The sequence below is a fragment of the Flavobacterium fontis genome (genome assembly GCF_900129405.1).
Classification (GTDB): domain Bacteria; phylum Bacteroidota; class Bacteroidia; order Flavobacteriales; family Flavobacteriaceae; genus Flavobacterium; species Flavobacterium fontis.
Window position 1 is genome coordinate 16637 of the sequence record NZ_FQVQ01000004.1, and the last position, 25269, is coordinate 41905.

Below are 25269 nucleotides of genomic sequence, written 5' to 3' on the forward strand. Positions count from 1 at the left end.
TACTTTTAAAAACGATTTATTTCTAACTTTAGTCCAAATTCCTTGCGGTGCGAAAGATTAGTTATAAAAAAGGGCGCAAAGTTCAGCCCACCTTGCTCGAATATACAGGCTGTCACAAATCGGTGAAAACAGAATTGCAGCTTTTTGTATACGATACAGACACAATAACCGAGTTTGAAAAGTTTCACGTAGACGCGCTTGAGTCCTCATTTGTCCCACAAAAAGTAAATTGGTTGAATGTACACGGATTGAATGACACTGGGATTATCCAACGGATCGGCGATTTTTTACAGGTTGACGCTTTTATGTTGTCGGATATTTTGAATACCACCAAACGAACCAAACTGGATGAATACCATGAGGTACTTTTTTTTAATATCAAATCGTTACTTCCCATTGAACATTCCGATAATATTCAAGTCGAGCAAATTAGTTTTTTATTGAAAAAAGATTGTTTGGCTTCCTTTCAAGAAAAGCGGAGTGATTTCTTTAGTCATATCCGGGAACGATTGCGTATGCATTCGGGTATTGTTCGTGAAAAAGGAGCCGACTATCTGCTGTATTTGATGTTGGATGCCGTGATGGAAAATTTTTACATCACTATTGAAAATGAAGAAGATAAGGTAGAGGAGTTGATTAATTTATCGAAGTCGCATTCCCGACCCATTGTCTTGGAGCAAATTGAGAAACATCGCGACAATTTTAATTTTTTAAAGCGATCGATTGTTCCGTTACGCGATTCGTTGTATTCTATCAAAACCATCAAAGACGACGATGTTTTTAATGCCATTGCTCATGAAAATTATAGCTTTTTTGATCGTTTGTATCAAAAGGCCCAGGAATTATTGGAGCAAATCGATTATGATATGACGACTTTGGATAGTGCGTCCAATTTTTATTTTGCCTCGCAAAGTAACAAGATGAATGAGGTGATGAAAACGCTAACCGTGGTGTCGGTCTTTTTTATGCCGCTAACGTTTATTGTGGGTGTTTACGGAATGAATTTTGACCACATGCCCGAATTGCATTGGAAGTATGGGTATTTCATCATTTTAGGCGTGATGTTTGTGTTGCTTTTGGGAATGATTATTTATTTCAAAAAGCGCAAATGGTTCTAATGTTCATAACCTCGTGAATAAAATCCGCGTAACTATTGGTCATTTGAATATTAAGGCGTAATTTTGGAGAGAATTCACAAATTATTCCGGAAAACAATGTTTGAATTTCAACAGTACCTCGGTTTTCTTCTTTTCCTAACGATTCTCACAGCCGGTTTCTGGTTGATGATTTTCTTAATTCACTTTGTATTTTACTGGGTGTTTGGAGTCACAAAAGAGTTGCTTCAAGAGCGAAAAGAGAAAAAAGCATTAGAACAAGCGTAATCGTTTTATTCTAAAAAAAAAGTCCCGATTTATCGGGACTTTTTTTGTGGGTTTATCCGGCGTATTCACCACCATCTCCATCTTCACCACCGCGACGAGGACGGTTATTCTCCCGTTCGTTTTTGGTTTTATTGAAGCGATACGTGAATGACAAGGTAATTTGACGCACACGCCATTGCATAGCTCCATCGGTTTCTACTTGACCGTCAATGAAGTTCTCGTAGCGACGCACGCGGGAGTTAAATACGTCATTAATATTTAAGGCTACAGTCGCTTTGTCTTTAAGTACATCTTTGCTAAAACCTAAATTCATCGCAAAAATTCCTTTGTTTAACCCTTGGGCTGTGGTTTGGGGACCATTGTAGTTGATGTTTGTTTGCCAATCAACTTTTCCAGGTAAGGTAAGTTTAGAATTAACACGTGCCGACCAAGTATTGGCAACGTTGGCAAAATCAATGACCCGCTCGATATTGGTAGAAGTTAGATAACGATATACACCCACGGTTTCCAAACGGAAAAAGTTAAAGTTGGTATTTACTCGCCACCATTTGTAAGGGGTATAATTGAAGTTGAATTCAAAACCAGCGCGGTACTCGGTAGATAAGTTCACAGGAGTCGTTACAATTACGGGGGTAGTCCCAACAAATTCTCCACTTTCACGGCGAACATATTGTACATTGTCAACCGTTCTATTGAAATAAACCGAAGTGTTGAAGGTCAATTTGCTCCAACGTTTTAAGAAACCTAAGTCATAGGCATCGGTACGTGATGGGTCCAAATCGGGATTTCCTTGAAACAAATTAATGTTACTGGAATAGCTGCTAAATGGATTGATTTCACGACCCCGCGGACGGTTGATTCGTTTGCTGTAGTTTACCGAAATATTGGAAGTTGTATTAAATTCGTAAGCAATCGTTCCCGAGGGGAAAAAGTTCCCATACACTTTGTTGGCGTAGATATTGGAGGTTACTTGATCCACCACAATGTCTGAATGTTCGTAACGCAATCCCGCCAAGAACGAGAATTTCTTCCATTTGGTACCAAATTGCGTGTATACCGCATTTACATTTTCAATATAATTAAGAAAATTTGTAAAGAAGGTATTCAATACCCCATCATTCAACACAGTATAGTCGGTGGCTAAATCTAAAAAGTTTCCACGGTATCCAGCTTCAAATTGACTTTCTTTATTTTTTCCAAAAGGCAATACATAGTCGGCCTGCAATAATAAACGATTTTGACGTTGAATATTGAACGATTGATCCAAAAAGACATTGGGATTAAAAGTTGAGAAATTCTTGATATCAGCCGTATTGTCGTCTTTATTTTTTGAAATAGAAAAATCAACCGTCAATTTATGACCATCGCCTTTGAAATTGCGAATCAAGTTGGACGCAAATTCAATATTTTCACTGCGCGTATCCTCAAAATTATCACGGAATAACGTCCCCGTAAACACCCGATTTGCATCGTAAGTTACTTGATCCACATCATCTTCAGTGGTTCCTGTATTACGACGATAATTCACACTATTGGTCCACGTGGTTTGTTTGTCCAAAAACCAATCAAAACCAAAGTTCCCATTATATCCTTTGCTGAAACGATCGGTATCGCGTGATTCGTCAATGAAATCTCTAGTTTCATTGGTAGATGTCAAATAACGGCTGTCCATGCGGAACTTCCCAGGATTGTTGCGGTAGTTGTATCCTTGATTGGTAAAAAAGTTAAATTCTTTAGATTTAAAATTTATCGCAGCAGTTAGACCGTGGTTATCAGGAACCCCTGTAGTTGCCATGAGGGTGCCGTTGATTCCGTTGGTTTTTCCTTTCTTGAGGATGATATTCAAAATACCACCACCTCCCTCAGCATCATAGCGCGCAGAAGGATTGGTAATGACTTCCACTTTGTCGATCGCATCGGCGGGAATCATTCGCAAAGCATCGGTCATGCTGATGGCATTAGAGGGACGACCATCAATAAGAATACGAACATTTTCATTTCCACGGAGACTCACATTCCCTTCGGCATCAACTGCCACCGAGGGGATGTTATCCAGAACATCACTAACTGTACCGCCTTTAACCATGAGGTCTTGCCCTACATTGTAGACTTTTTTATCCAATTTAATTTCTACAGTAGTTTTTTCTTTACGAACCACCACTTCATCCAATTGAGTAGCAGCATCTTCCAACGCAATGGTTCCCAAATCCGTATCGGCTTGAAGGGTTTTGTTGGGCAGTACTTTGGGTTTGAACGAGAGAAATTCAATGTTTACGGCATACGTGCCTTGCGGAACTTCAATAGCGAAGGCCCCTTTGGCATCGGTTAATCCTCCGGTTACCACTTTGTTGGTTTGAGCACTAACGAAGCGAACTTCGGTATACTCTAAAGGTTGTTTGGTAGTTTGGGCCACGACGGTCCCTGTTACTTTTACTTTTTTGCCTCCTCCGGGACGCTCTTGAGCGGTAGCGTATAATCCGGCGATGAGTGCAAAAGTAGTGAGTAGAACTTTTGCTAATTTCATGTATTATTTTTTTGCTTTCCTGTTGGGTGCAAAATTAGAAGAACTTGAGGGCATGGTTGCCAAAGTTTTGTTAATCTTGGGCTTCAGCAATCGTTAAAATAATTCGACAATGCGTTCCAAGGGACGGGCAATAACAGCCTTGTTGCCTTTTACCACTACAGGTCTTTCCATTAAAATAGGATGTTGCACCAAAGCCTCAATAATTTCATTTTCAGAAAGTTCTTTCCCTTTGTAGTTTGCTATCCAAATCGGTTCTTTGGTACGCACTAATTGCAATGCGGGACAATTCAATTGTTGCAGTAAGGTGGTAATTGCTTCTCGGTCCAAAGGCGATTGCAGGTAGTGAACCACCTTGATTTCTGAATTTTCTGCTTCAAAATGGCGCACACAATCGCGGGACTTCCCACAACGAGGATTGTGATAAATTGTGATCATTGTCATGTTTTTTATATGGCTAAAATAACTAAATTGCTACAATAAAATAAAGTTGTATGACACCACTTTTTGGGTTGGAACGGCCACTGAATTTCGGTTGGTATTTGTTGGGTTCTGTTATTGTTATTGTTGCTTCAGTGATTGGACAAATTCCATTTACAGTAGCCATAGCCTTTAAAACAATGGCTTCAGGCAAGGGATTGCCCAAAACGATGAAAGAAATGTTGCAAGTGATGGACCTAAATCTGTCCTTGTTTTTATTGCTACTCACTTTTGTTGTTGCCTTTGCTGGTTTTTATATTGTGATCCGTTTTATGCACAAGCAAACCTTACGGCGTATCGCTACCTCACGAACGCAATTGGATTGGAAGCGGGTGATTACAGCGTTTTCCATCTGGGCGATGCTAACATTAATCATTACCATTGTCTCCTATAAAGCTTCTGATACTACTTTAGTGTGGAACTTTCAGCCCGGGCGGTTTTTGGTCCTAGCCCTTATCGCAGTGGCATTGATTCCAATTCAAACTTCCTTGGAAGAATTTTTATTCCGCGGTTACCTTATGCAAGGATTTGCGCAATTGCATCCGCATCGTTGGTTTCCCTTGTTTTTGACCTCACTCATTTTTGGACTCTTACATATATCCAACCCAGAGGTAGAAGCTTTGGGGTATGTCGTCCTTTTTTATTATGTGGGAACGGGTTTATTTCTGGGAATCATTACCTTAATGGATGAGGGAATGGAATTGGCCCTTGGATTTCATGCGGCCAACAATCTTATGGCAGCGCTATTAATCACTTCTGACAGCTCAATTTTTCAAACCTATGCCATTTTTAAAGACACCGAAAAACCGCAATTGAGCTTGGAACTCTTTTTACCTTTATTGGTATTGTATCCTTCATTGATTTTTATTTTTTCAAAACTATACCGTTGGACCGACTGGAAACAGCGCTTAACCGGTCCTATTGTAATCCCTGACCCAATAAACAACTCAACGTTATGACACCTCATTTTACCAACGTCCACAATCAATTCAAGTTAAACGGTTTCCATTTAGATCGCGATGATTTATGTCGTGTAGCCTATAGTTTTATCAAAGAGGGCGAGGATTTTGAAAAGCCCGTAGGCGAATTTCTATTGGATTGGTTTGATGAAAAACCGTATATGGAAATGCAAACTTCGGGTTCGACAGGTTTGCCAAAAAGTATTCAAGTAGACAAACAAGCTATGGTGCACTCCGCCTTAGCGACAGGCGATTTTTTTGATTTAAAACCCGGCGATCGTGCCTTGCAATGCTTACCCGTAAAATATGTCGCGGGTAAAATGATGCTTATCCGCTCGATTGTATTGGGGCTTGATTTGGATTATGTTGCACCAACATCGCATCCTATGGAGCGCTTGGAGGACAAATATGATTTTGCAGCGATGGTTCCTCTACAAGCCCAATGTTCGATACCGAAATTAGGACAAATCAAAAAGTTAATTGTGGGTGGTGCGCGAATTAACGCTGTGTTGGAACAACAATTAATGCAGTTGCCTACGCAGGTTTTTGAAACCTATGGCATGACGGAAACCATCACGCATATCGCCGCCAAGCGGGTAGGGGAAAAGGCTTTTACGGTTTTGCCTCACGTAACCATTTCTTACGATGAGAGAAATTGTTTGGTGATACATGCACCGCACATCATCGCGGAAGAAACGGTTGTAACCAACGATTTGGTGGAATTAGTAAATGAAAACCAATTTGTTTTTTTGGGCCGAATTGACAACATCATCAACAGTGGTGCTGTAAAAATTCTACCCGAACAAGTTGAGCAAAAGCTCGATGGTAAGTTCAATCGACGTTTTTTTATTTCAAGCGAGGAAGATCCTGAATTAGGGGAAAAGGTCGTTTTAATTGTAGAAGGTGAACCTTTTGAAATTTCTCCCGAAACTTTTAAGCGGTTAGATAAATACGAACGTCCCAAAGCGATTCATTTCATTCCTCATTTTACAGAAACTGAAAACGGAAAGATTATTCGTAAAGCAAGTTTGCTAAAGTAACGTATTACTTCGCCTCGTTTTTTTCGAGATTGAATTTGATAAAAAACTTCTGTTGATCTACCGTTACAATCGCATTTTTCTTCATTTTCACTTTCGTTCGGGTCCAATCCGATTGGGGAGTGATTTGATATGGCGTGCCGTCGACGGTTAACGTTATAGGCATGGCAAATGAAGTTGCATCGGCTTCCCAACGTGCTTCTAAGCGTTTGCCGCGCGCACGTACATGTAAAATGGGTAGGCGTGTATGACGTAAATATTGATTGAAAACGGGTGTCCAATCCATCGCTGTAGTTTCGTTAAAAAATTGCACAACCGTTTCGGTGTCAATAATTTTATGTTTAAACGTATGGCAATAGTCCCAAATTAGTTTCCACCAAAGGGTGTCGTTATTAAGCGCATGTCTGATGGTATGGAGTAATAACGCTCCCTTGGGATACATATCGCCTGAACCTTCTTGATTTACACCGTAGGGACCGATAATGGGACGGTTGTGGGTAACATTGCGACGTAATCCAAAGGCATATTTCAACATTTTTTCATAACCTGACTGACATTCGATAAATACTAATTCGCTGTACTGGGTAAAGCCTTCATGAATCCACATATCGGCTATATCGCGCGAAGTAATACTATTTCCAAACCATTCATGACCGCTTTCGTGAATGGTGATATAATCAAAAGTGAGTCCAACACCACTGCCCGATAAATCCATACCGCGATATCCTTTGAGGTAATTGTTACCATAGGCTACAGCACTTTGGTGTTCCATGCCTAAATAAGGTGTCTCGACCAATTTATACCCATCTTCTTTAAAGGGATACGGACCAAATTTAGATTGAAAGCAGGTCAACATGGGTTTGACTTCTTCAAAGTGTTTGATGGCTTTTTCACGGTTGTAATCCAAAACGTAATAGTCAATATCTAAGTCCTCCAAACGGTCAGTAATTCGCGTGTAGTGTCCAATGTTTAGGGTCACATTGTAGGTGTTGATCGGATTTAATACTTCCCAATCCCAGCGGGTATAACCGTCATTCATTGGCGTCGATCCTTTACATCGACCGTTGGAGACATTCATCAGTTCGTTGGGAACGGCCACCTTTAGGAGCACTCCTTGTTCGGGTTCGTCGCTTTGCCCATCTTTAACGGGATACCAAACAGAGGCACCTGTACCTTGCACTGCGACTCCAATCCAAGGACGATTTAATTTGTCTTTCGAAAAAACAAAACCGCCGTCCCAAGGCGCTTGACGTGCAATAATCGGGTTTCCTGAGTAATAAAAAGTGAGTTTTTCAGAAGCGCCTGGGACTAACAATTCGGGAAAATCAATAAAAACCGCATTGAATTCGCGGGTATACGGTAGCTTTTTTGTTTGCCAAATGATGGAATCCACTTGCATGTTGGAAAACAAGTCCAATTGTATGCGCTTGGTAGCTTCTACCACTTCAAATCGAATGGAATTGTGACCCGATATGTACTTTTTCTCAGGATTTACGCGTATATCAATTTCATAGCGCTTCACATCAAAACACAGGCGTTCTTTGGGAAATCCACCCATGAGCGAGTCTTTTCGCGAGAAAGGTTGTGCAATGACAACCTGTGTAAATCCAATAAGCAGGAGAATGAAAAAGCGCATAAATAAATTATTTCATAATGCGGAAAAAACCATTGGTGATAGAAATTTGAATATTAGGGTCACTATCTTTTCGGAAAACACCACTAAAAGTCCCTTCGATTCGCTCTGCATCATTTACTGAAATATTGGTAGTAAAATTGGTTCCAGGCAAATAATTTAAAGCTTGATGCTTAATTTCGATGGTTTGAATAATGTTAGAACCCGTACCTGAGTCATTGACAAAAATCACACAATTATTAGCCCCGTCATGCGTTCCTGTAGCTTTTAATGTATTGGCACTACTATAGATGTAACTTACGCTAGTAGTACTTTTATTGGTATTATCAACGCGATAATCCATGAATGCAATCGTTGTGTTCGGGGGTGTCGGTGTAACGTTATCATCATTAGAACAACCCAAAAGGGTACAAACAATCGCTAAAGCAAATAATTTTTTCATCGTAATTAATTTTTAGGTAAAAATAACAATTAATATAAACTTACCGTAAGGTTTTTTTATGTCTAATCAAATGGCACAGGACTTTCCAATACCATAAACTTTTTTTCGATAGGATGCCAAAAACGCAAAGTTGCTGCGTGTAAGTGAAGACGGTCTGCTTTTGTTCCATACAGATCATCGCCTTTAATCGGGCAATTTAGTCCCCTTGAGTGCGCCGCATGTACCCGTAATTGATGTGTTCTTCCAGTGATGGGTTGAAATTCGACTAGGACAGTATTGGAGTTTTTCCGCAATACTTTCCATAGCGTAGTGGCGGGTTTTCCATAGGTTTCACAAACGATTTGTTGGGGGCGGTTGTCCAAATCCACCCGGAGTGGTAAGTCAATGGTTCCCGAATGTTGTTGAGGAATCCCTTCTAAAAGAGCGATATATTTTTTTTCAATTTTTCTAGATATGAATTGATACTGCAATTTTTTATGTATGGCTTGCGTCTTTGCAATCAACAGCAATCCCGAAGTTGCTTGATCCAAACGATGTACCAATAAAGGACCGGTTGCATCAGGATATTGAGCTTTTATTCGGGTATATACCGAATCGGAAATGTTTTTTCCCGGTGTTGATAATAACGATTCGGGTTTGTTGATAACCAAAAGATAGGCATCTTCATAAACGATCTCTAAGGTTTTTGATTGGCTTTCATTCACCAAAAATGGATTGTCTTCCATCGGGATGCCTTCGAGCATGTGGGACAGAATCGGGGCACATTTGCCTGTACAAGCGGGATAAAACTGTTGGTGCTTTCTGATTTCCGACTTTGGTGATTGTCCCCACCAAAATTCAGCCATCGCTATGGGAGTCAACTGGTGTTGAAAGGCGTAATGCAACAATTTGGGAGCAGCACATTCGCCCGCTCCAGCCGGTGGATTCCCTTCAAACAAGTCCAATAAATTCTTGGTAACACCATAGCGATTGAGAAACGCATACTCACAAAACAGTTGATTCTGCAATTGGGCTGAGCGTTGCCGACGTTCCTCTTTAAGCGATTCAATTTCTTGTTCCCATTGATGTAAAGTGGCTTGTGCCGACTCTATTTTTTCTTTCCATTCGAGTTGCAAATGACGAAGTCGAATGTTTTCCAACTGACTTTCCTGAATCAATTGCTGCAATACTTCTTCTGATGCATTGGGATTGTTTGTTCGGAAGTCGGCTCTTCGCTGCTTATTTTGCTTTTGCAGTTTTTTATACTCGGCAATTGCTTTGGCGGCTTGGTTGCTTAATACCGTTACATTTGTTTGCGCTTCCAGTCCTTCGGGAGCGGTTTCTTTTTGGGCAATTTTTTCGTTTAAGGCATTCAAAACACGCTCTTCTGTTTTAAAATACCCTTTCTCCGTAAGCATGTCGTATACCGTGGGAACAAATTTGGGCCAATGGTTTTGATCGGCTAATTTTCCTGAAAAAGCCCACAGTTGTCCAAGTTCTCCGGATGCGGTTTGCACCACCAAAACGCCAAACATTTTTCCAATAACAGGTCCTTTTTGATGTTCATCCAAACCAAAATTATGGTCAAAATCCGTTTGATGCTCCAAATAGGTTTGAAGTTCTTTTGCCGCAATACGACTCAAAGTATGGGGTTCATAGAAAAAGGGAAAGGTAAATTTTTCAGGCAATACAATGCCTTCGAGGGAAGTGGAAAAAGGAATAAAATGCGTAGGCCGTTCCATGGGCTAAAACTAGTCATTCCTGTAGAAAGGAAGTGTATTACGATGGAAAAAATTAAGTTTTTTTTATAAAAAATTGGGATTTTGTTGGGAGCTATTTGAAAGTAATACTTTTAAATTTGAAATAAAAACTTTTGACTATGAAAAAATTACTTTTACTCTCAGGTCTCGCTTTACTTTCAGCAAGTTGTGCGGTAGTCCGTCCCGGCGAGGTCGGCATTCGTCAGAAAATGGGAAAATTATCCGATAAAATTCACACCCAAGGCGCTGTTTTTTTCAATCCGTTTACCTCCAAAGTGGTGAAGACATCTATTCAAACTAATGATTTAGAATTGACCTTGAGTTTACCTAGTAAAGAAGGACTTAGCATCAGTTCTCAAATCTCTATCTTATATCGTTTGGATCAAGATAAAGTGCCTAGTATTATTCGCAATTTAGGCTTAGGCTATGAAGGAATTATTTCCAATGTTTTTCGTTCTGCTTCAGCCGATGTTTGTGCCCGTTTTTTTGCCAAAGACATGCACTCGGGAATGCGTTCGAATATTGAGGAAGAAATTCGTAAACAAATGGATCTCATTCTTGGGCCACAAGGTATTCGTATTGAATCGGTATTGTTAAAAAGTATTCAACTTCCTGATGGCTTGGCCAAGTCGATAGAACGAAAATTGCAAGCTGAGCAAGAAGCCATGCGTATGGAATTTGTATTGCAACAGGAAAAATTGGAAGCCGACCGCGTGATTATTCAGGCAAAAGGTACCCGAGATGCGCAGAAAATTCTCGCCGAAGGATTATCGCAAGAAATCATAAAGTTGCGCAGTATTGAAGCGTTCTTGGAATTGGCAAAATCCAACAACAGTAAAATCATCATTACCGACGGCAAAGCACCGTTTTTGGTAGGAGGTGAGGAAAAGCCCTAAATTTGTTAGGTTTCTATATATATGGAAATGCCCCGTAGTTTTTTGCTCGGGGCATTTTTTTATGTAAAAATAGAATCTTAAACCTGAATTACACCTAAGTTGAATTTCTTTTCAATGGGAGCGTGATTGGCCGCTTCAATTCCCATAGAAATCCAGGTACGTGTTTCCAACGGATCAATAATGGCATCGGTCCATAATCGCGCAGCAGCGTAGTAGGGGGAAACTTGGGCGTCGTAGCGCGCTTTGATGCGGTCAAACAATTCTTGTTCTTTCACTTCATCAACAACCTCTCCCTTTGCTTTGAGGGATGCTGCTTCAATTTGCATCAAGACTTTAGCCGCTTGAGCACCTCCCATTACGGCCAATTCGGCACTAGGCCAAGCCACAATAAGTCGTGGGTCGTACGCTTTACCACACATAGCGTAATTACCTGCACCGTATGAATTTCCGATGACTATAGTAAACTTAGGTACCACGGAGTTGGATACGGCATTTACCATCTTAGCGCCGTCTTTAATGATACCGCCGTGTTCACTTTTGGAGCCCACCATGAATCCGGTAACATCCTGTAAAAACACCAACGGAATTTTCTTTTGGTTACAATTGGCGATAAATCGAGTGGCTTTATCGGCGCTATCCGAATAGATCACGCCTCCAAATTGAAGTTCGCCTTTCTTCGTTTTAGAAACCGTGCGTTGATTGGCTACAATGCCCACAGCCCAGCCGTCAATACGCGCATACCCCGTAATGATGGATTGACCGTACCCCGCTTTATATTCATCAAACTCCGATTGATCGACCAAACGCTTAATGATTTCCATCATGTTGTACTGATCAGCGCGTGATCTGGGTAAAATCCCATAAATATCACTCGGTTCCAAAGCTGGTTTCTCCGCTTTAATACGATCGAAACCGGCTTTTTCGTAAGCGCCTATTTTTTGAACCACACGTCGAATTCGGTCCAAAGCATCTTTGTCGTCTTTGGCTTTATAATCGGTTACCCCCGATATTTCACAGTGCGTTGTGGCGCCGCCTAAAGTTTCATTATCAATATTTTCCCCAATGGCAGCTTTGACCAAATAGCTTCCTGCCAAGAAGATACTTCCTGTTTTATCTACAATAAGCGCTTCATCACTCATGATCGGAAGGTAGGCTCCTCCCGCCACACAACTTCCCATAACGGCTGCAATTTGGGTAATTCCCATGCTGCTCATGATGGCATTGTTACGGAAAATACGACCAAAATGTTCTTTATCGGGAAAGATTTCATCCTGCATGGGTAAATAAACACCGGCCGAATCTACTAGATAAATGATGGGTAATCGATTTTCTATCGCAATTTCTTGGGCACGTAAGTTTTTCTTTCCGGTAATGGGAAACCAAGCACCCGCTTTTACGGTAGCATCATTGGCTACAACCATGCATTGTTTTCCGTGTATGTATCCAATTTTGACCACGACACCTCCCGAGGGACATCCGCCATGTTCGGCATACATACCGTCCCCTGCAAAAGCACCAATTTCAATGCTTTGCGCATCTTTATCTAACAGGTAATCGATACGTTCACGCGCGGTCATTTTGCCTTCTGCATGCAATTTTTCAATGCGTTTTTCGCCACCGCCCAATCTAACTTTTGCAAAGCGCTGTTTAAGTTCGGAAAGCAGTAATTTATTGTGGTCTTCGTTTTTATTAAAATTCAGGTCCATGGGGTTATTTTTTTGCGTCGCTAAAGTACGAAAACGATTGAAATTGGACTAATCACCAAAAATGTTCTATATTAACTTATTGTAAAAAAATAACGGGGACTTGTTTTTTTGTTAATGTTAATTTAACATTACGGCTCTAATTTTGCGACATAAAAATCAACAAAACATGACACTTAACAGCATATTTCAATTCTTAGTTCCTAAAGATAAAAAATTCTTTCCATTATTCGAACAAGCCTCAAAAAACTTGACATTGATGGCAAGTACATTGCATGATGCCGTCAATGCTCCAAAGGCGGAGCGTGAAGAATTATTTCGCAAGGTTGAGGAATTGGAAGCTATAATTGAAGATATTGCTCATAAAACACACTTAGAGTTAAGTCGCAATTTTATCACGCCATTTGACCGTGAAGATATCCATTCGTTAATTAAATCCATCGACAACGTAGCCGATAATATGCACGGTGGCGCCAGTCGTATTCGTTTGTATCAAGTAGATAAAATCACCAAATCCATTCGGAAGTTAACCGAAATCAATTTGGAAGCTTGTCAGTTAATTGAAGTCGGGATTAAAGAATTAAAAGACCTAAAAAACCCAAAAGCCATTAAAGATACCTGTAAAAAAATCAATCGTTTGGAAAGCAAAGCAGATGCAGTTTTTGATAAAGCGGTGGCTGATATTTTTGAAAATGAAACCGATGCCAAAAACATCATCAAATACAAAGAAGTATTATCCTCTCTAGAAATGGCTTCTGACAAGTGCAAAAGCGTTTCCAATGTGATGGAACAAATTTCTGTGAAACACTCTTAATCAATAGGATTCATGGAATTTACCTTATTAATTCTCATTATCTTTTTGGCGCTTGCCTTCGATTATATCAATGGATTCCACGATGCCGCCAATTCGATAGCTACCATTGTTGCTACGAAAGTGTTGACTCCCTTTCAAGCAGTACTCTGGGCAGCGTTTTTTAATTTTTTAGCCTACTGGGTCTTTGGTTTTGGAGTGGCCGATACGGTGGCCAAAACCGCTAAAACCAGTAGTTTAGACTTAACGGTACTATTAGCCGGAATTTTAGCCGCTATCGTTTGGAACTTATTAACCTGGTGGAAGGGAATTCCTTCCTCATCATCACATACCTTAATTGGTGGGTTTGCAGGCGCTGCCATTGCCCATGGGTTTTCGGGCAAAGTAACTGATTTAGAACATGCCGGTTGGAATATTGTTTCTTGGTATAAATACAAAGAAGGAGATCTGTTGCCCAGTGGTGTTTTGATTGTTATTTGTTTTATTGTCTTAGCACCCCTCGTCGGAATGTTTATTTCCTACTGCCTGTCGTTGTGGATGATGTACTCTTCGCGCAAAGCCATTGGTCCTAAAGTATTTACGGTAGCCTTAATGCTTTTGGTTTTTTGGTTTTTATCAACGGTAATGATTGGGTATGAGTCGATTGAAAAGCCTCGTTTTGAAAGTCATTTTTGGTCGGTGGTAACCGAACCACACAACATCAAATGGTTATTGGTAGCTGTTATTTTTTATAGTTTAGCCATTTTCAACCTTATTTTTAGCTCGTATTCTGCGGCCAAAGCGGAGTCCGTATTGAAAAAAATGCAGTTGTTGTCCTCGGCTGCTTTTAGTTTGGGGCACGGCGGGAATGACTCACAAAAAGTGATGGGAATTATTGCTGCTGCGGTGGCGGTTTATTTAAATACCACCCACCAAGAAGTAATGACGATGCCCGAGTGGTTGCGTGTAGTTTTACCCAATGAAGAAGAGGGAATCAAAAGTCAGATGCCCGAATGGATTCCACTTACCTGTTATACCGTAATTGCGTTAGGAACTTTAAGTGGGGGGTGGAAAATTGTGAAAACCATGGGATCCAAAATCACCAAAGTAAATGCATTTGAAGGCGTAGTGGCAGAATCTGCAGGGGCGTTGACCTTATTTTCTACGGAGCATTTTAAAATACCAGTTTCTACAACGCACACCATCACCGGTTCGATTATTGGGGTAGGAGTAACCAAACGTATCTCAGCTGTTCGCTGGGGTGTTACGGTTAATTTACTCTGGGCCTGGATATTAACCATACCTGTATCGGCCCTTATGGCTGCGCTTTTCTATTATTTAGTTAATTTGATTTTGTAAATAAATAAGTCACCCAATGCGGTGACTTTTTTTTGCTTTATGTTTAATTTTCTTTCTAACTTGTACGCCAATAGATTGTTTTATGGGAATGCAATTCAGACCGTATTTTTTTCTTCTTTTTATTTTGATTTTTACCAAGAGTTGGGCCCAACCCGTTTTGGAAAAAAATAAGAGTGATAACGACCTGAAATTATCCACGTTGCCGTATTATAGTTTTGGTAAAGGATTGGGACTAACAGCACCCGATAGTTTATTTCAAATGAATTTGCGTTTCCGGATTCAAAATCGGGCGTCCTATGTTAAAAATGAGTTTGAAGACGGGGGCTATGATTGGCAAATTCGTCGATTACGTCTTCGTTTTGATGGTTTTGTAGGTAGTCCAAAATTTTTATACGTCATTCAATTGTCGTTTGCCCCAGGTGATACCGGCGAAATTCGTGAAGGGGATAATTATAATATCATTCGGGATGCGGTGATTACCTATCGTCCCAATCCGCAATGGAATTTTAGTTTCGGACAAACCAAATTACCTGGGAATCGGCAACGTATTAATTCCTCGGGGGCCTTGCAACTTACCGATCGATCGATCAATAATGCGCGTTTTAATATTGACCGTGATTTCGGATTTCAAGTCCATCATTTAAAACAACGAAGTAATCAGTTTTCTTATAATATAAAGGGAGCTTTGTCGACAGGAGAAGGGCGAAATACTACCAACGGCCCCGATAGTGGACTGGCGTTAACCGGTAAAGTCGAATTGATGCCGCTGGGTGCATTTACCAAAGATGGCGTCTATTTTGAAGGAGATTTAATTCGGGAAGCCAAACCCAAACTTTTTTTCTCTGCTGCCTTTCAGCAAAATAACAATGCCCAACGTACGCAAGGGCAACTCGGTGACGATTTGTTTCAAGCGCGAACGTTAAAGTCGGTTTTGCTAGACGGTATGTTTAAATACAAAGGATTTGCAGCGATGGCAACGTACATGTCGCGAACTACAACGCGAAATGCTATAACCGTCAATCCGCTCGATCCTACCCAAACGCGTTTTGTCTATGTGGGCAGTGGATTTGATTATCAATGCAGTTATTTAACACCGTCAAATTACGAGTTTATAGCCCGTTATTCAACCCAAAAAGTCGGTGCTGATATCGTCAATTTAGCACCCGATACGCAAGAATACACCTTAGGTCTCACAAAGTATGTTTGGGAACATGCCTTCAAAATTCAGGCTGAAGTTACCTATGACCGCCTTCAGTTTTCACAAGGCAGTGAGCAAAACAACTGGTATGTTCGATTTCAAATCGAAATGGGGATATAGTTTTATTTAAAATACGCCACTATGATTCAAAAATGGCTTTCTCTTTTCTGCTTTTTTACTCTTGTAAGTAACGCCCAACTCAAGTCGGTCTCTTATGTTGATGAAGCGCAAGCATTAGAGGGTTTGGCGGGAATTCCTCAAAAAGAGGTCGCTGAAAAACGCGGAGTCTTGATTCTTCCCGCATGGATGGGAATTGATTCACATGCACAAGAAAGTGCTGAGAAACTCCAGAAAATGGGATTTTATACCTTCGTTGCCGATATTTATGGGGTCGACCAACGCCCTAAAAATTTTAAAGAAGCCTCAGAAAAGGCAGGGTACTATAAGAAGAATTTTTTGGCTTATCAAAAACGAATTCAACTCGCTTACAATCAATTGGTACAATTGGGTGTGCCTTCGAAAAATATTGTGGTAATGGGGTATTGTTTTGGAGGAACTGGGGCTTTGGAAGCCGCTCGAATGAATTTACCCGTTAGAGGCGTTGTTAGTTTTCATGGCGGGTTAGGACACGATGCCACACGTCCCACTGAAAACATTAATACTCGTGTTTTAGTCCTGCATGGCGCTGATGATCCTTACGTTTCGCAAGAAGAAATCAAAACTTTTCAGGAGGAAATGCGCATCGCCAAAGCTGACTGGGAAATGATTTATTATGCCAACGCAGTGCACTCGTTTACGGATAAAGGAGCAGGAACTGATAACAAAAGGGGAGCGGCCTATAACGAAAAGGCTGCCATACGCTCTTGGAATCGGATGGTACAATTTCTCCGGGAAGTTTTTGAATAAAAAAACGGCCTATCGCTAGACCGTTATTTCCTTACGTTTCTTTTTGTCCCATCATCATCAAATACGCTTTTAAGAACGCATCGATTTCTCCATTCATGACGGCATCGACATCACTTGTTTCTTGCCCAGTGCGCACGTCTTTCACCAATTTGTAGGGATGCATCACATAATTACGAATTTGTGAACCCCACTCGATTTTCATTTTTCCTGCTTCAATATCGGCCCGTTGTTCCATGCGTTTTTTCAACTCGATTTCATACAATTGCGAGCGTAACATTTGCATGGCACGTTCCCGGTTGTCGTGTTGTGAACGCGTCTCAGAACACTGAATTTGAATTCCTGTAGGTTTGTGAAGTAATTGAACTTTGGTTTCCACTTTATTGACATTTTGTCCTCCGGCTCCACTTGATCGTGCGGTAGTAATTTCTATATCGGCAGGACTAATGGCGATCTCAATGGTATCGTCAACCAAAGGGTACACATACACTGAGGCAAACGAGGTATGGCGTTTGGCATTACTATCAAAAGGAGAAATCCGCACCAATCGATGCACTCCATTTTCACCTTTTAAATAACCAAAAGCAAAATCGCCTTCAAATTCAAGGGTCACTGTTTTTATTCCTGCAACGTCGCCTTCTTGAAAATTCAATTCTTTGATTTTATAGCCTTGCTTTTCGCCCCACATCAGGTACATACGCATCAACAATGAAGCCCAATCACAACTTTCTGTACCACCAGCGCCCGCGGTAATTTGCAACACGGCACTCATTGAATCCCCTTCATCCGAAAGCATGTTTCGGAATTCTAAGTCCTCAATCTGATGTAACGTCAACGCATACTGCGTATCTAATTCTTCCTCGCTAGCATCGCCCTCTTTAAAGAATTCATAGGTGATTTGAAGTTCCTCCGCATAATTTTCTGCTTTGGTAAAATCTTCTACCCACTTTTTCTTGGAGCGCAAATTGCGAACGATTAGTTCGGCTTGTTTGGCATTATTCCAAAAGTCGGGTGCAAAGGTTTTCTCTTCCTCGTTGGAGATTTCGATCAATTTGGCATCAATGTCAAAGATACCTCCTCAACGCACCTAGGCGTTCTACAATACCTTTGATTTGTTCGGTATTTGTCATAAATTAATGTAGTTTTGTAGCCGCAAAAGTAAAGCATTGTTGTCGGATATGGAAATTAATTTAGTCAGCGATACCGTTACCAAACCCACCCAAGAAATGTTGCAATTTATGTTTCGGGCCAAAGTAGGGGATGATGTCTATAAACAAGACCCTTCAGTTAATGAATTGGAGGAAGCGGTAGCCCATCTGTTTGGTATGGAAGCGGCTTTGTTTTTTCCGAGTGGCACCATGGCCAATCAAACTGCAATTAAATTGCATACCCAACCGGGTGAGCAAGTCATTTGCGATAAGTATTCACACATTTATCATTACGAGGGCGGAGGAGCTTCCTTTAATAGTGGGGTTTCTTGCTGTCTTGTCGACGGAACCCGCGGAATGATTACCGCCGAGCAAGTTCGCGCTTCAATCAATGACCCCGAGTTTTATCACGCCCCAAAAACGGCTCTAGTAAGTATCGAAAACACGACCAATAAAGGCGGTGGAGCTTGTTATGAAGTACTTGAATTAAAGCGTATTAAACAAGTTTGTGTTGAGTATAACTTGAAATACCATTTGGATGGGGCACGTCTTTGGAATGCGTTGGTGGCCAAGAAACAACATCCCAAACAGTTTGGGGAGTTATTTGATACTATCTCGGTCTGTTTGTCAAAAGGGTTAGGTGCACCGGTAGGATCCCTATTGTTGGGAACCAAGGCCGATATGAAAAGAGCGCTTCGTATTCGTAAAATTTTTGGGGGTGGAATGCGTCAAGCAGGATACTTAGCTGCCGCCGGCATGTATGCCCTACAAAATCATATTTTGCGATTGGAAGAAGACCACAAACGCGCGCAAGAACTGGGTGCTTTGTTGGCCACATTACCTTGGGTAGCCAAAGTGGAACCTATTGAAACCAATATAATTATCTTTTCCGTTCGTCCCACATTGGATGAGCAATGGGTAATTGATAAACTCAAACAGAAAAATATCCATATCAGTTCAATGGGGCCAGGAAAACTGCGAATAGTGACCCATTTGGACTATAAACAAGTGATGCATAGCTATGTAATGGAGCATTTGGGGAAACTCATATTTTAGCAAATATTATTTTTCCTAAAGTCAGTAGTCCAATACCTAAAATCAAAAACAACGTAATTTGTTTAAAGCGATTTTGGTCTACATAGCGCAATATCCATTTGCCAATACCCGAACCGATAAGGCTAATCCCAATTAAAACGGGAATCGCATAGATAATATCTTGGGTTACAAACCCATTTTTTGCATAAATTACTGTGCGTGAGGCATCAATGAGTAAATCAATAGCGGCAGAAGTAGCAATAAATACATTTTTTTCAAGATTAAATGCTGCCATCGTCAATCCGCGAATGGCACCACCAGTTCCCATTAATCCCGCTGAAAATCCCGAAAGCACTCCCCCTAGCACAGCATTTTTGGTTGTTGGCAACAGCGCTCTTTGGGGATTACGAATGAAAAACAAACTGAAAATAGTCAAGAATATTCCTAGAAATAGTTCCAAAAGTTGAGACGACAGGTAAGGCGTAAGGAGGCCTCCGAGTAAAACAAATACCACTGAAGGAATCCCCATGGTGAGTAAAAGTTGCCGATGGAACCCTTTTCTGAAGAGTGCAATTTTGGTCACGTTACTCGCTAGGTGTAGAACAGCGGTGAGTCCCAACACATGGTGAAAGTCAAAGTAAAAATTAGCAATAGGGACAAAGAACACCGAAGAGCCGAAGCCTCCCACAGTACCCACAATTTCAGCCAGTAAGGTGAGAAACAAAAAACCAATGTCCCAACGCATACTATCGGAATAAATTCATACCGGGAATATTCGGAAGTCCTTCTTTGGCTACAGCGCCTAATTCTGTTTCATTTACTTGCGTAGCTTTGGCAATAGCTTTGTTAAGAACGTTAACTAAGTAATCTTCCAACATTTCTTTATCGTTCAATAACGAATCATCAATCTGAATAGAACGAATAGTACGGTTGGCCGTAATTGTAACGGCTAATAAACCATCCGTACTTTTTTCATCGACCAAAACAGTGTCTAATCGTTGTTTTGTTTCTTCTATTTTTTGCTGGGTTTCTTGTAATTTACCCATCATTCCCATTAAATCGCCAAACATATTTTTTTACTTTATTTTACACAAATGTACATAATAATCTTGTTAAAGAATTGGTTGAAAATTTAAGTTTTTCATGCAACACCGCCCGTAATCGCGGTGTATCTTTGCAAAAATAAGTTTAGTATATATGTCTACTCCTCAAACGCCCAAAGCGAAAAAAAATCCCCATCGTTTGATTCACCACAATCATGAACGTATTGATGATTATTTTTGGTTGAATGACCGCGAAAATCCGGAAGTTATTGCCTATTTGGAACAAGAAAATGCGTATTATCAAGCGGTAACGGCGCCCACTAAAGAATTGCAAGAGGCTTTGTTTGTGGAAATGAAAAGTCGCATTAAAGAAGACGACAGTTCGGTCCCTTATTTTTACAATGGATATTACTACATCACACGTTTTGAAAAAGGGGGTGATTATCCAATTTACACACGACGAAAGGGAAGCATGGAAGCTCCAGAGTGCCTCCTTTTTGATGGTAACGAAATGGCAAAAGGGCATTCCTATTTTCATTTAACGGGATTATCGATCAGTGATGATAATGGTTGGGTGTCGTTTGGCGTTGATACGGTTTCCCGACGTCAGTACAGTATTCAAATAAAAAATCTTGAAACCGGTGAAATTTTACCGTATACAATTCAAAATACTACCGGTGGCGCGGTTTGGTCGGCGGATGGAAAGTACTTATTTTACAGTCGAAAAGACCCAAAAACATTGCGTTCAGACAGTATTTATCGACATGCTTTAGGCACAGATCCAAGCCAAGATATTAAGGTGTATTTTGAAGCCGATGCCACGTTTGACGTTTCGGTATTCAAGTCCAAGTCACGCGAATACATCATGATTGCCTCCGAGAGCACGCTTACTTCAGAGTATAGATTTATAAAGGCATCACAACCCTCAGCAGATTTCCAACTTTTTCAACCGCGCGTTCGGGGATTAGAGTACTCGGTATCGCATTACGGTTCCCATTTTTATATTCTTACGAATAAAGACGAAGCGACCAATTTTAAATTGATGAAAACCGATGTCGCCCACACTGCAATGCCGCATTGGACGGAAGTAGTGCCGCATCGGGAAGATGTTTTGTTGGAAGGCATTGATATTTTTAGAGAATTTTTGGTGGTGTCTGAGCGTTACAACGGATTAAATGCCCTGCGAATAATACGTTGGGATGGTACCATGGATGAATACCTTCCGTTTGCCTCAGAGACCTACACGGCCTACACAACGACTAATGTTGATTTTGATACACCTTGGCTTCGCTATGCCTATCAATCGTTGGCGACTCCTGCATCGGTGATTGAATTTAACATGGTTACTCGTGAACAACGTATTTTGAAGGAACAAGAAGTGTTGGGTGGAAATTTTGACAAGAATAACTATATTGAAGAGCGTATTTGGGCCACTGCTGCCGATGGTGTTCAAGTGCCCATTTCTTTGGTGTATAGAAAAGGACTTCAAAAAAACCAATCCAATCCACTCTTACTCTACGGTTATGGTTCGTATGGTGTTACGCTTGAGCCCTATTTTTCTACCACTCGGTTAAGTCTTTTAGACCGCGGGTTTGTCTATGCTATGGCGCATGTACGAGGAGGGGAGGATTTAGGCCGGCGTTGGTATGAAACTGGGAAGTTATTGGAGAAACAAAATACGTTTACCGATTTCATCAATTGTGCAGAATTTTTAATCCAAGAAGGGTATACCAGCGCCTCGCATTTGTACGCTGAAGGCGGATCGGCGGGTGGCTTGTTGGTTGGAGCTGTGGCCAACATGCGGCCCGATTTATTTCATGGGATTATTGCTCAAGTACCTTTTGTGGATGTAGTTACTACGATGTTGGACGACACGATTCCATTGACAACCGGTGAATATGACGAATGGGGTAATCCCAACGACAAAGTTTATTACGATTACATGTTGTCATATTCCCCCTATGACAATGTTCGTGCACAGGATTACCCGCATATGTACATTTCGACTGGGTTGCACGATTCACAAGTACAATACTGGGAACCCGCCAAATGGGTCGCAAAATTAAGGGAGCTCAAAACCGATACCAATCTATTGTTTTTGGATACCAATATGGAGACGGGACACGGAGGTGCTTCGGGCCGATTTGAGGCGCTAAAAGAGGTGGCTAAAGAGTTTGCCTTTTTATTGGATTTAGAAAAAATTAAAAGTTAGTTTAAAATAATTTACTAAATTTGCAAGGTTTGGGGGCATTCCAAGTTCGTTAATCGATCCCCCTGACGCTAATCTGTTTTTTATGAAAGAAACAATAAAAGCCTACAATAATGTACTCGAATTAATAGGGAATACACCGATTATTCGACTCAATAGGATTGCGGAGCATCTTTCAGGAAATTTCTTTGCTAAGGTTGAAGCATTCAATCCAGGCCATTCCACCAAAGACCGAATTGCCTTATACATTATTGAAGAAGCCGAACGTCGTGGAATACTTAAACCAGGCGATACCATTATTGAAACTACTTCGGGAAATACGGGCTTCAGTTTAGCCATGGTGAGCATCATCAAAGGGTATGATTGCATCTTGGCGGTAAGTTCCAAATCCTCAAAGGATAAGATTGATATGTTGCGTTCAATGGGCGCTAAAGTATATGTTTGTCCCGCACACGTTTCTGCTGACGATGAGCGATCGTATTATTCTGTTGCCAAACGATTACACGAAGAGACAAAGGGATCTGTCTATATCAATCAGTATTTCAACGATTTAAATGTTGATGCACATTATAACACAACAGGACCTGAGATATGGGAGCAAACGGGGGGACAAATAACCCACTTAGTTGCTTGTAGTGGAACAGGAGGTACGATATCAGGTACTGCACGTTTCTTAAAAGAGAAAAATCCTGCGATTCGAATTTTAGGCGTTGATGCTTTTGGTTCCGTATTAAAAAAATACCACGAAACCAAGGAATTCGATACGGCAGAGATTTATCCATATCGCATAGAAGGTTTGGGTAAAAATTTGATTCCTACCGCTACAGACTTTGATGTAATTGATAAATTCATGAAAGTAAGCGATGAAGAAAGTGCGCATACTGCACGAGAAATTGCAAAGAAAGAAGGTTTATTTGTGGGGTACACAAGTGGTGCTGCCTTTCAAGCGGTAAAACAATTTGCTGAAGAAGGTGAATTTACAGCCGAAAGCAATGTGGTAATTGTATTCCCCGATCACGGTTCACGCTACATGAGTAAGGTATTCAGTGACGAGTGGATGAGTGAACAAGGATTCTTTGACAGTGTCAATGCAGAAGAAGTTCAAAAAATTGAATTTATAAAGTAAATAAAAATCCGGTGGTAAGCCGGATTTTTTTATGGTACATTCTTTTTCGTTTTTACTCGAACAATATCTTCCAAAACCGCTCGGGTTTCATAATTGACAATTTTCAATTGAATGGTATCCTTTAGTGTCGTGTAGCCTTCAATCCAATACAATTTACCATCCTCGTATTTTACATTGCTTTTATCAAAATCGACATCGCCGTAGGTTAACGTATTTTTGATGTCAATGGTATCAATCCAGTCTTCGGCGAGTTTTCGTGACGCTTCTAAACTATATTTTAGGGGTTTTGTTCGAATGTTATTGAGTACCCGTTCATTGGGAAAGTAACTGCAACGGGTGTCTTTTCCGGTCAAGACAAAAGCAACAAATAAGGCTCCCAGTAAAACTCCAAAGCTGTAGTAGGCGAGGCGTTGATAAAATTTCATAGCATATTTTTTGCAAAAGTAAAGAATCTCGTGCCGTTTCGGTATTAAAATACAATTAAATTAATGTCGCTATCGGGCAAATGGAACCAATCGCCAATTGATTTATTGGTTAAAATTCCATGGTAATAATAAACCCCATTTTTCAATCCTTTGCTCAATCGCAATGCATTTTCCATACCGCCATCTTCGGCGATTTGCAACAAATAAGGCATGATAATATTGCTGATGGAGAGCGAAGCCGTTTTGGAATAGCGCGATGGTATATTGGGAACGCAATAATGGATAACGTCATTTTTAATAAAGGTTGGCTTTTCATGGGTCGTTATCTCTGAGGTTTCAAAACAGCCTCCAGTATCGATACTCACATCCACGATAACAGCTCCTTTTTTCATCAAATCGACCATCCCTTCGGTAACCACAACTGGGCAACGATCTTTACCTCGCATTGCACCTATCGCTACATCACAGCGGCGTAGCGCTTTTTGCAATGCTTTGGGTTCGATAGTGGAGGTAAAAACCCGCTGACTAAGGTTGTTTTGTAATCGGCGTAATTTGGTGATAGAATTATCAAACACTTTGACATTGGCACCCAATCCAATTGCGGTTCGAGCCGCAAATTCGCCTACCGTTCCCGCGCCAATAATTACAACATCGGTAGGGGGGACACCATTGATATTTCCAAACAAAAGTCCTTTCCCAAAGCTGTTGTTGATCATTAATTCGGCTGCAATAAGTATCGAAGCCGTGCCTGCTATTTCACTCAGCGATTTTACGGCAGGATATGAACCGTCTTCATCTTTGATGTATTCAAACGCTAGGGCCGTTATTTTTTTCTTGGACAAAGCCTCGAAGTACTCTTTTTTTCGCGTTTTAATTTGCAAGGCAGAAATTAGAATTGTTCCTGCTTGCATCATTTCAATCTCAGCCATGGTGGGCGGTTCCACTTTTAAGAGCATGGGACAACTGAACACTTTTTGGGTGTCGTTGGTGATTTCTGCGCCGGCATCACGGTATTCGTTGTCGGTGTAACTTGAACTTAAACCCGCGCCAGCCTCCATCATCACTCGATGTCCGTGGGAAGTAAGAGAATTAACGGCGTCAGGGGTGAGACAGATACGACGTTCTTGATAACTCGTCTCTTTAGGAATTCCAATAAACAATTCCGATTTATGGCGGGCAATTTCTAATTTTTCTTCTTGAGGAATTAATTGTTCCGGACTGAAAGGGGTCAGTGGCATACC

Annotated in this window: 23 protein-coding genes; 12 read left to right on the top strand and 11 right to left on the bottom strand. The window is 40.9% G+C overall.

Features of this window, described 5'->3' with window-relative positions; genetic code table 11:
* Nucleotides 1-47: 47 nt before the first annotated feature.
* Together corA and BUC17_RS14145 are read left to right on the top strand one after the other, a co-directional pair.
* Nucleotides 48-1118: a magnesium/cobalt transporter CorA gene (gene corA / locus BUC17_RS04640; RefSeq protein WP_073362122.1), complete on the top strand. Its 1071-nt coding sequence runs from the start codon at nucleotides 48-50 to the stop codon at nucleotides 1116-1118.
* A gap of 96 nt (nucleotides 1119-1214) precedes the next feature.
* Complete coding sequence (locus BUC17_RS14145) at nucleotides 1215-1382, top strand: hypothetical protein (RefSeq protein ID WP_200798319.1); 168 nt, start codon at nucleotides 1215-1217, stop codon at nucleotides 1380-1382.
* A 52-nt stretch (nucleotides 1383-1434) separates the two neighbouring features.
* Here BUC17_RS14145 and BUC17_RS04645 read toward each other — a convergent pair whose 3' ends face one another.
* Complete coding sequence (locus tag BUC17_RS04645) at nucleotides 1435-3906, bottom strand: TonB-dependent receptor (protein WP_073362124.1); 2472 nt, start codon at nucleotides 3904-3906, stop codon at nucleotides 1435-1437.
* 93 nt (nucleotides 3907-3999) lie between these two features.
* Nucleotides 4000-4341, bottom strand: a complete 342-nt coding sequence (gene arsC, locus BUC17_RS04650; protein ID WP_073362126.1) for an arsenate reductase (glutaredoxin) — start codon at nucleotides 4339-4341, stop codon at nucleotides 4000-4002.
* Nucleotides 4342-4397: 56 nt separating this feature from the next.
* On the opposite strand from arsC, the gene BUC17_RS04655 reads away from it, so the two are divergent.
* On the top strand, nucleotides 4398-5342 hold the full coding sequence (locus BUC17_RS04655; protein WP_073362128.1) for a CPBP family intramembrane glutamic endopeptidase: 945 nt from the start codon (nucleotides 4398-4400) through the stop codon (nucleotides 5340-5342).
* Nucleotides 5339-6382: an AMP-binding protein gene (locus tag BUC17_RS04660; RefSeq protein WP_073362130.1), complete on the top strand. Its 1044-nt coding sequence runs from the start codon at nucleotides 5339-5341 to the stop codon at nucleotides 6380-6382. Before BUC17_RS04655 ends, BUC17_RS04660 begins: the two co-directional genes overlap by 4 nt.
* Before the next feature lie 4 nt (nucleotides 6383-6386).
* Here the strand turns inward: BUC17_RS04660 and BUC17_RS04665 are convergent, their stop codons facing one another.
* The 3 genes from BUC17_RS04665 to BUC17_RS04675 form a co-directional block, all read right to left on the bottom strand.
* Nucleotides 6387-8015, bottom strand: coding sequence for a M1 family metallopeptidase (locus BUC17_RS04665; RefSeq protein ID WP_073362132.1), 1629 nt, complete (start codon nucleotides 8013-8015; stop codon nucleotides 6387-6389).
* A gap of 7 nt (nucleotides 8016-8022) precedes the next feature.
* Nucleotides 8023-8454 carry a hypothetical protein gene (locus BUC17_RS04670; RefSeq protein WP_073362134.1) on the bottom strand — a complete coding sequence of 144 codons (432 nt, stop codon included), beginning with the start codon at nucleotides 8452-8454 and terminating at the stop codon, nucleotides 8023-8025.
* 62 nt (nucleotides 8455-8516) lie between these two features.
* Entirely contained in the window at nucleotides 8517-10175 is a 1659-nt protein-coding gene (locus tag BUC17_RS04675; RefSeq protein WP_073362136.1) for an RluA family pseudouridine synthase, read from the bottom strand.
* A gap of 137 nt (nucleotides 10176-10312) precedes the next feature.
* On the opposite strand from BUC17_RS04675, the gene BUC17_RS04680 reads away from it, so the two are divergent.
* Complete coding sequence (locus BUC17_RS04680; protein WP_073362137.1) at nucleotides 10313-11089, top strand: prohibitin family protein; 777 nt, start codon at nucleotides 10313-10315, stop codon at nucleotides 11087-11089.
* A 77-nt stretch (nucleotides 11090-11166) separates the two neighbouring features.
* Here BUC17_RS04680 and BUC17_RS04685 read toward each other — a convergent pair whose 3' ends face one another.
* The gene (locus BUC17_RS04685) at nucleotides 11167-12795 is read right to left on the bottom strand and encodes an acyl-CoA carboxylase subunit beta (protein WP_073362139.1); all 1629 of its coding nucleotides are present in this window, start codon (nucleotides 12793-12795) and stop codon (nucleotides 11167-11169) included.
* Nucleotides 12796-12961: 166 nt separating this feature from the next.
* Between BUC17_RS04685 and BUC17_RS04690 the strand changes: the two genes are divergently transcribed.
* From BUC17_RS04690 to BUC17_RS04705, 4 genes are all read left to right on the top strand, one after another.
* A complete protein-coding gene (locus tag BUC17_RS04690; protein ID WP_073362141.1) occupies nucleotides 12962-13606 on the top strand; it encodes a DUF47 domain-containing protein in 645 nt (214 codons plus the stop codon).
* A gap of 12 nt (nucleotides 13607-13618) precedes the next feature.
* Nucleotides 13619-14941, top strand: coding sequence for an inorganic phosphate transporter (locus tag BUC17_RS04695; protein ID WP_073362143.1), 1323 nt, complete (start codon nucleotides 13619-13621; stop codon nucleotides 14939-14941).
* Between the two features lie 82 nt (nucleotides 14942-15023).
* Complete coding sequence (locus BUC17_RS04700) at nucleotides 15024-16259, top strand: porin (RefSeq protein WP_234977688.1); 1236 nt, start codon at nucleotides 15024-15026, stop codon at nucleotides 16257-16259.
* A gap of 21 nt (nucleotides 16260-16280) precedes the next feature.
* Nucleotides 16281-17045, top strand: a complete 765-nt coding sequence (locus tag BUC17_RS04705; RefSeq protein ID WP_073362145.1) for a dienelactone hydrolase family protein — start codon at nucleotides 16281-16283, stop codon at nucleotides 17043-17045.
* A 31-nt stretch (nucleotides 17046-17076) separates the two neighbouring features.
* Here the strand turns inward: BUC17_RS04705 and prfB are convergent.
* Nucleotides 17077-18172 (bottom strand): peptide chain release factor 2 gene (gene prfB, locus BUC17_RS04710; RefSeq protein ID WP_143161714.1). Its coding sequence is split into 2 segments (ribosomal slippage): nucleotides 17077-18108 and nucleotides 18110-18172, totalling 1095 coding nucleotides; the frame shifts between segments, so codons are not numbered across the junction.
* Nucleotides 18173-18220: 48 nt separating this feature from the next.
* Here prfB and BUC17_RS04715 point away from each other — a divergent pair.
* The gene (locus BUC17_RS04715) at nucleotides 18221-19246 is read left to right on the top strand and encodes a threonine aldolase family protein (protein ID WP_073362149.1); all 1026 of its coding nucleotides are present in this window, start codon (nucleotides 18221-18223) and stop codon (nucleotides 19244-19246) included.
* Here BUC17_RS04715 and BUC17_RS04720 read toward each other — a convergent pair.
* Both BUC17_RS04720 and BUC17_RS04725 read right to left on the bottom strand, forming a co-directional pair.
* Nucleotides 19236-19970, bottom strand: coding sequence for a sulfite exporter TauE/SafE family protein (locus BUC17_RS04720; RefSeq protein WP_073362151.1), 735 nt, complete (start codon nucleotides 19968-19970; stop codon nucleotides 19236-19238). The two genes, BUC17_RS04715 and BUC17_RS04720, sit on opposite strands and share 11 nt — an antisense overlap.
* Nucleotide 19971: 1 nt before the next feature.
* Complete coding sequence (locus BUC17_RS04725; RefSeq protein WP_073362154.1) at nucleotides 19972-20295, bottom strand: YbaB/EbfC family nucleoid-associated protein; 324 nt, start codon at nucleotides 20293-20295, stop codon at nucleotides 19972-19974.
* 127 nt (nucleotides 20296-20422) lie between these two features.
* Here BUC17_RS04725 and BUC17_RS04730 point away from each other — a divergent pair, with 127 nt between their 5' ends.
* Together BUC17_RS04730 and BUC17_RS04735 are read left to right on the top strand one after the other, a co-directional pair.
* The gene (locus tag BUC17_RS04730) at nucleotides 20423-22480 is read left to right on the top strand and encodes a S9 family peptidase (protein ID WP_073362156.1); all 2058 of its coding nucleotides are present in this window, start codon (nucleotides 20423-20425) and stop codon (nucleotides 22478-22480) included.
* Between the two features lie 82 nt (nucleotides 22481-22562).
* On the top strand, nucleotides 22563-23603 hold the full coding sequence (locus BUC17_RS04735) for a cysteate synthase (RefSeq protein WP_073362158.1): 1041 nt from the start codon (nucleotides 22563-22565) through the stop codon (nucleotides 23601-23603).
* 29 nt (nucleotides 23604-23632) lie between these two features.
* Here BUC17_RS04735 and BUC17_RS04740 read toward each other — a convergent pair whose 3' ends face one another.
* Both BUC17_RS04740 and BUC17_RS04745 read right to left on the bottom strand, forming a co-directional pair.
* The gene (locus tag BUC17_RS04740) at nucleotides 23633-24028 is read right to left on the bottom strand and encodes a DUF4258 domain-containing protein (RefSeq protein WP_073362159.1); all 396 of its coding nucleotides are present in this window, start codon (nucleotides 24026-24028) and stop codon (nucleotides 23633-23635) included.
* A 44-nt stretch (nucleotides 24029-24072) separates the two neighbouring features.
* On the bottom strand, nucleotides 24073-25266 hold the full coding sequence (locus BUC17_RS04745) for an alanine dehydrogenase (protein ID WP_073362162.1): 1194 nt from the start codon (nucleotides 25264-25266) through the stop codon (nucleotides 24073-24075).
* Between the last annotated feature and the right edge of the window lie 3 nt (nucleotides 25267-25269).

What these genes read in the sequence shown, in the direction of transcription:
- BUC17_RS04665 (WP_073362132.1), bottom strand. Translation starts at nt 8,015, where the DNA reads ATGCGCTTTTTCATTCTCCTGCTTATTGGATTTACACAGGTTGTCATT.
- BUC17_RS04730 (WP_073362156.1), top strand. Translation starts at nt 20,423, where the DNA reads ATGTCTACTCCTCAAACGCCCAAAGCGAAAAAAAATCCCCATCGTTTG.
- BUC17_RS04680 (WP_073362137.1), top strand. Translation starts at nt 10,313, where the DNA reads ATGAAAAAATTACTTTTACTCTCAGGTCTCGCTTTACTTTCAGCAAGT.
- BUC17_RS04655 (WP_073362128.1), top strand. Translation starts at nt 4,398, where the DNA reads ATGACACCACTTTTTGGGTTGGAACGGCCACTGAATTTCGGTTGGTAT.
- BUC17_RS04690 (WP_073362141.1), top strand. Translation starts at nt 12,962, where the DNA reads ATGACACTTAACAGCATATTTCAATTCTTAGTTCCTAAAGATAAAAAA.
- BUC17_RS04725 (WP_073362154.1), bottom strand. Translation starts at nt 20,295, where the DNA reads ATGTTTGGCGATTTAATGGGAATGATGGGTAAATTACAAGAAACCCAG.
- BUC17_RS04740 (WP_073362159.1), bottom strand. Translation starts at nt 24,028, where the DNA reads ATGAAATTTTATCAACGCCTCGCCTACTACAGCTTTGGAGTTTTACTG.
- BUC17_RS04685 (WP_073362139.1), bottom strand. Translation starts at nt 12,795, where the DNA reads ATGGACCTGAATTTTAATAAAAACGAAGACCACAATAAATTACTGCTT.
- BUC17_RS04700 (WP_234977688.1), top strand. Translation starts at nt 15,024, where the DNA reads ATGGGAATGCAATTCAGACCGTATTTTTTTCTTCTTTTTATTTTGATT.
- BUC17_RS04705 (WP_073362145.1), top strand. Translation starts at nt 16,281, where the DNA reads ATGATTCAAAAATGGCTTTCTCTTTTCTGCTTTTTTACTCTTGTAAGT.
- arsC (WP_073362126.1), bottom strand. Translation starts at nt 4,341, where the DNA reads ATGATCACAATTTATCACAATCCTCGTTGTGGGAAGTCCCGCGATTGT.
- BUC17_RS04645 (WP_073362124.1), bottom strand. Translation starts at nt 3,906, where the DNA reads ATGAAATTAGCAAAAGTTCTACTCACTACTTTTGCACTCATCGCCGGA.
- BUC17_RS04670 (WP_073362134.1), bottom strand. Translation starts at nt 8,454, where the DNA reads ATGAAAAAATTATTTGCTTTAGCGATTGTTTGTACCCTTTTGGGTTGT.
- BUC17_RS14145 (WP_200798319.1), top strand. Translation starts at nt 1,215, where the DNA reads ATGTTTGAATTTCAACAGTACCTCGGTTTTCTTCTTTTCCTAACGATT.
- BUC17_RS04720 (WP_073362151.1), bottom strand. Translation starts at nt 19,970, where the DNA reads ATGCGTTGGGACATTGGTTTTTTGTTTCTCACCTTACTGGCTGAAATT.
- BUC17_RS04715 (WP_073362149.1), top strand. Translation starts at nt 18,221, where the DNA reads ATGGAAATTAATTTAGTCAGCGATACCGTTACCAAACCCACCCAAGAA.
- BUC17_RS04695 (WP_073362143.1), top strand. Translation starts at nt 13,619, where the DNA reads ATGGAATTTACCTTATTAATTCTCATTATCTTTTTGGCGCTTGCCTTC.
- BUC17_RS04745 (WP_073362162.1), bottom strand. Translation starts at nt 25,266, where the DNA reads ATGCCACTGACCCCTTTCAGTCCGGAACAATTAATTCCTCAAGAAGAA.
- BUC17_RS04735 (WP_073362158.1), top strand. Translation starts at nt 22,563, where the DNA reads ATGAAAGAAACAATAAAAGCCTACAATAATGTACTCGAATTAATAGGG.
- BUC17_RS04675 (WP_073362136.1), bottom strand. Translation starts at nt 10,175, where the DNA reads ATGGAACGGCCTACGCATTTTATTCCTTTTTCCACTTCCCTCGAAGGC.
- BUC17_RS04660 (WP_073362130.1), top strand. Translation starts at nt 5,339, where the DNA reads ATGACACCTCATTTTACCAACGTCCACAATCAATTCAAGTTAAACGGT.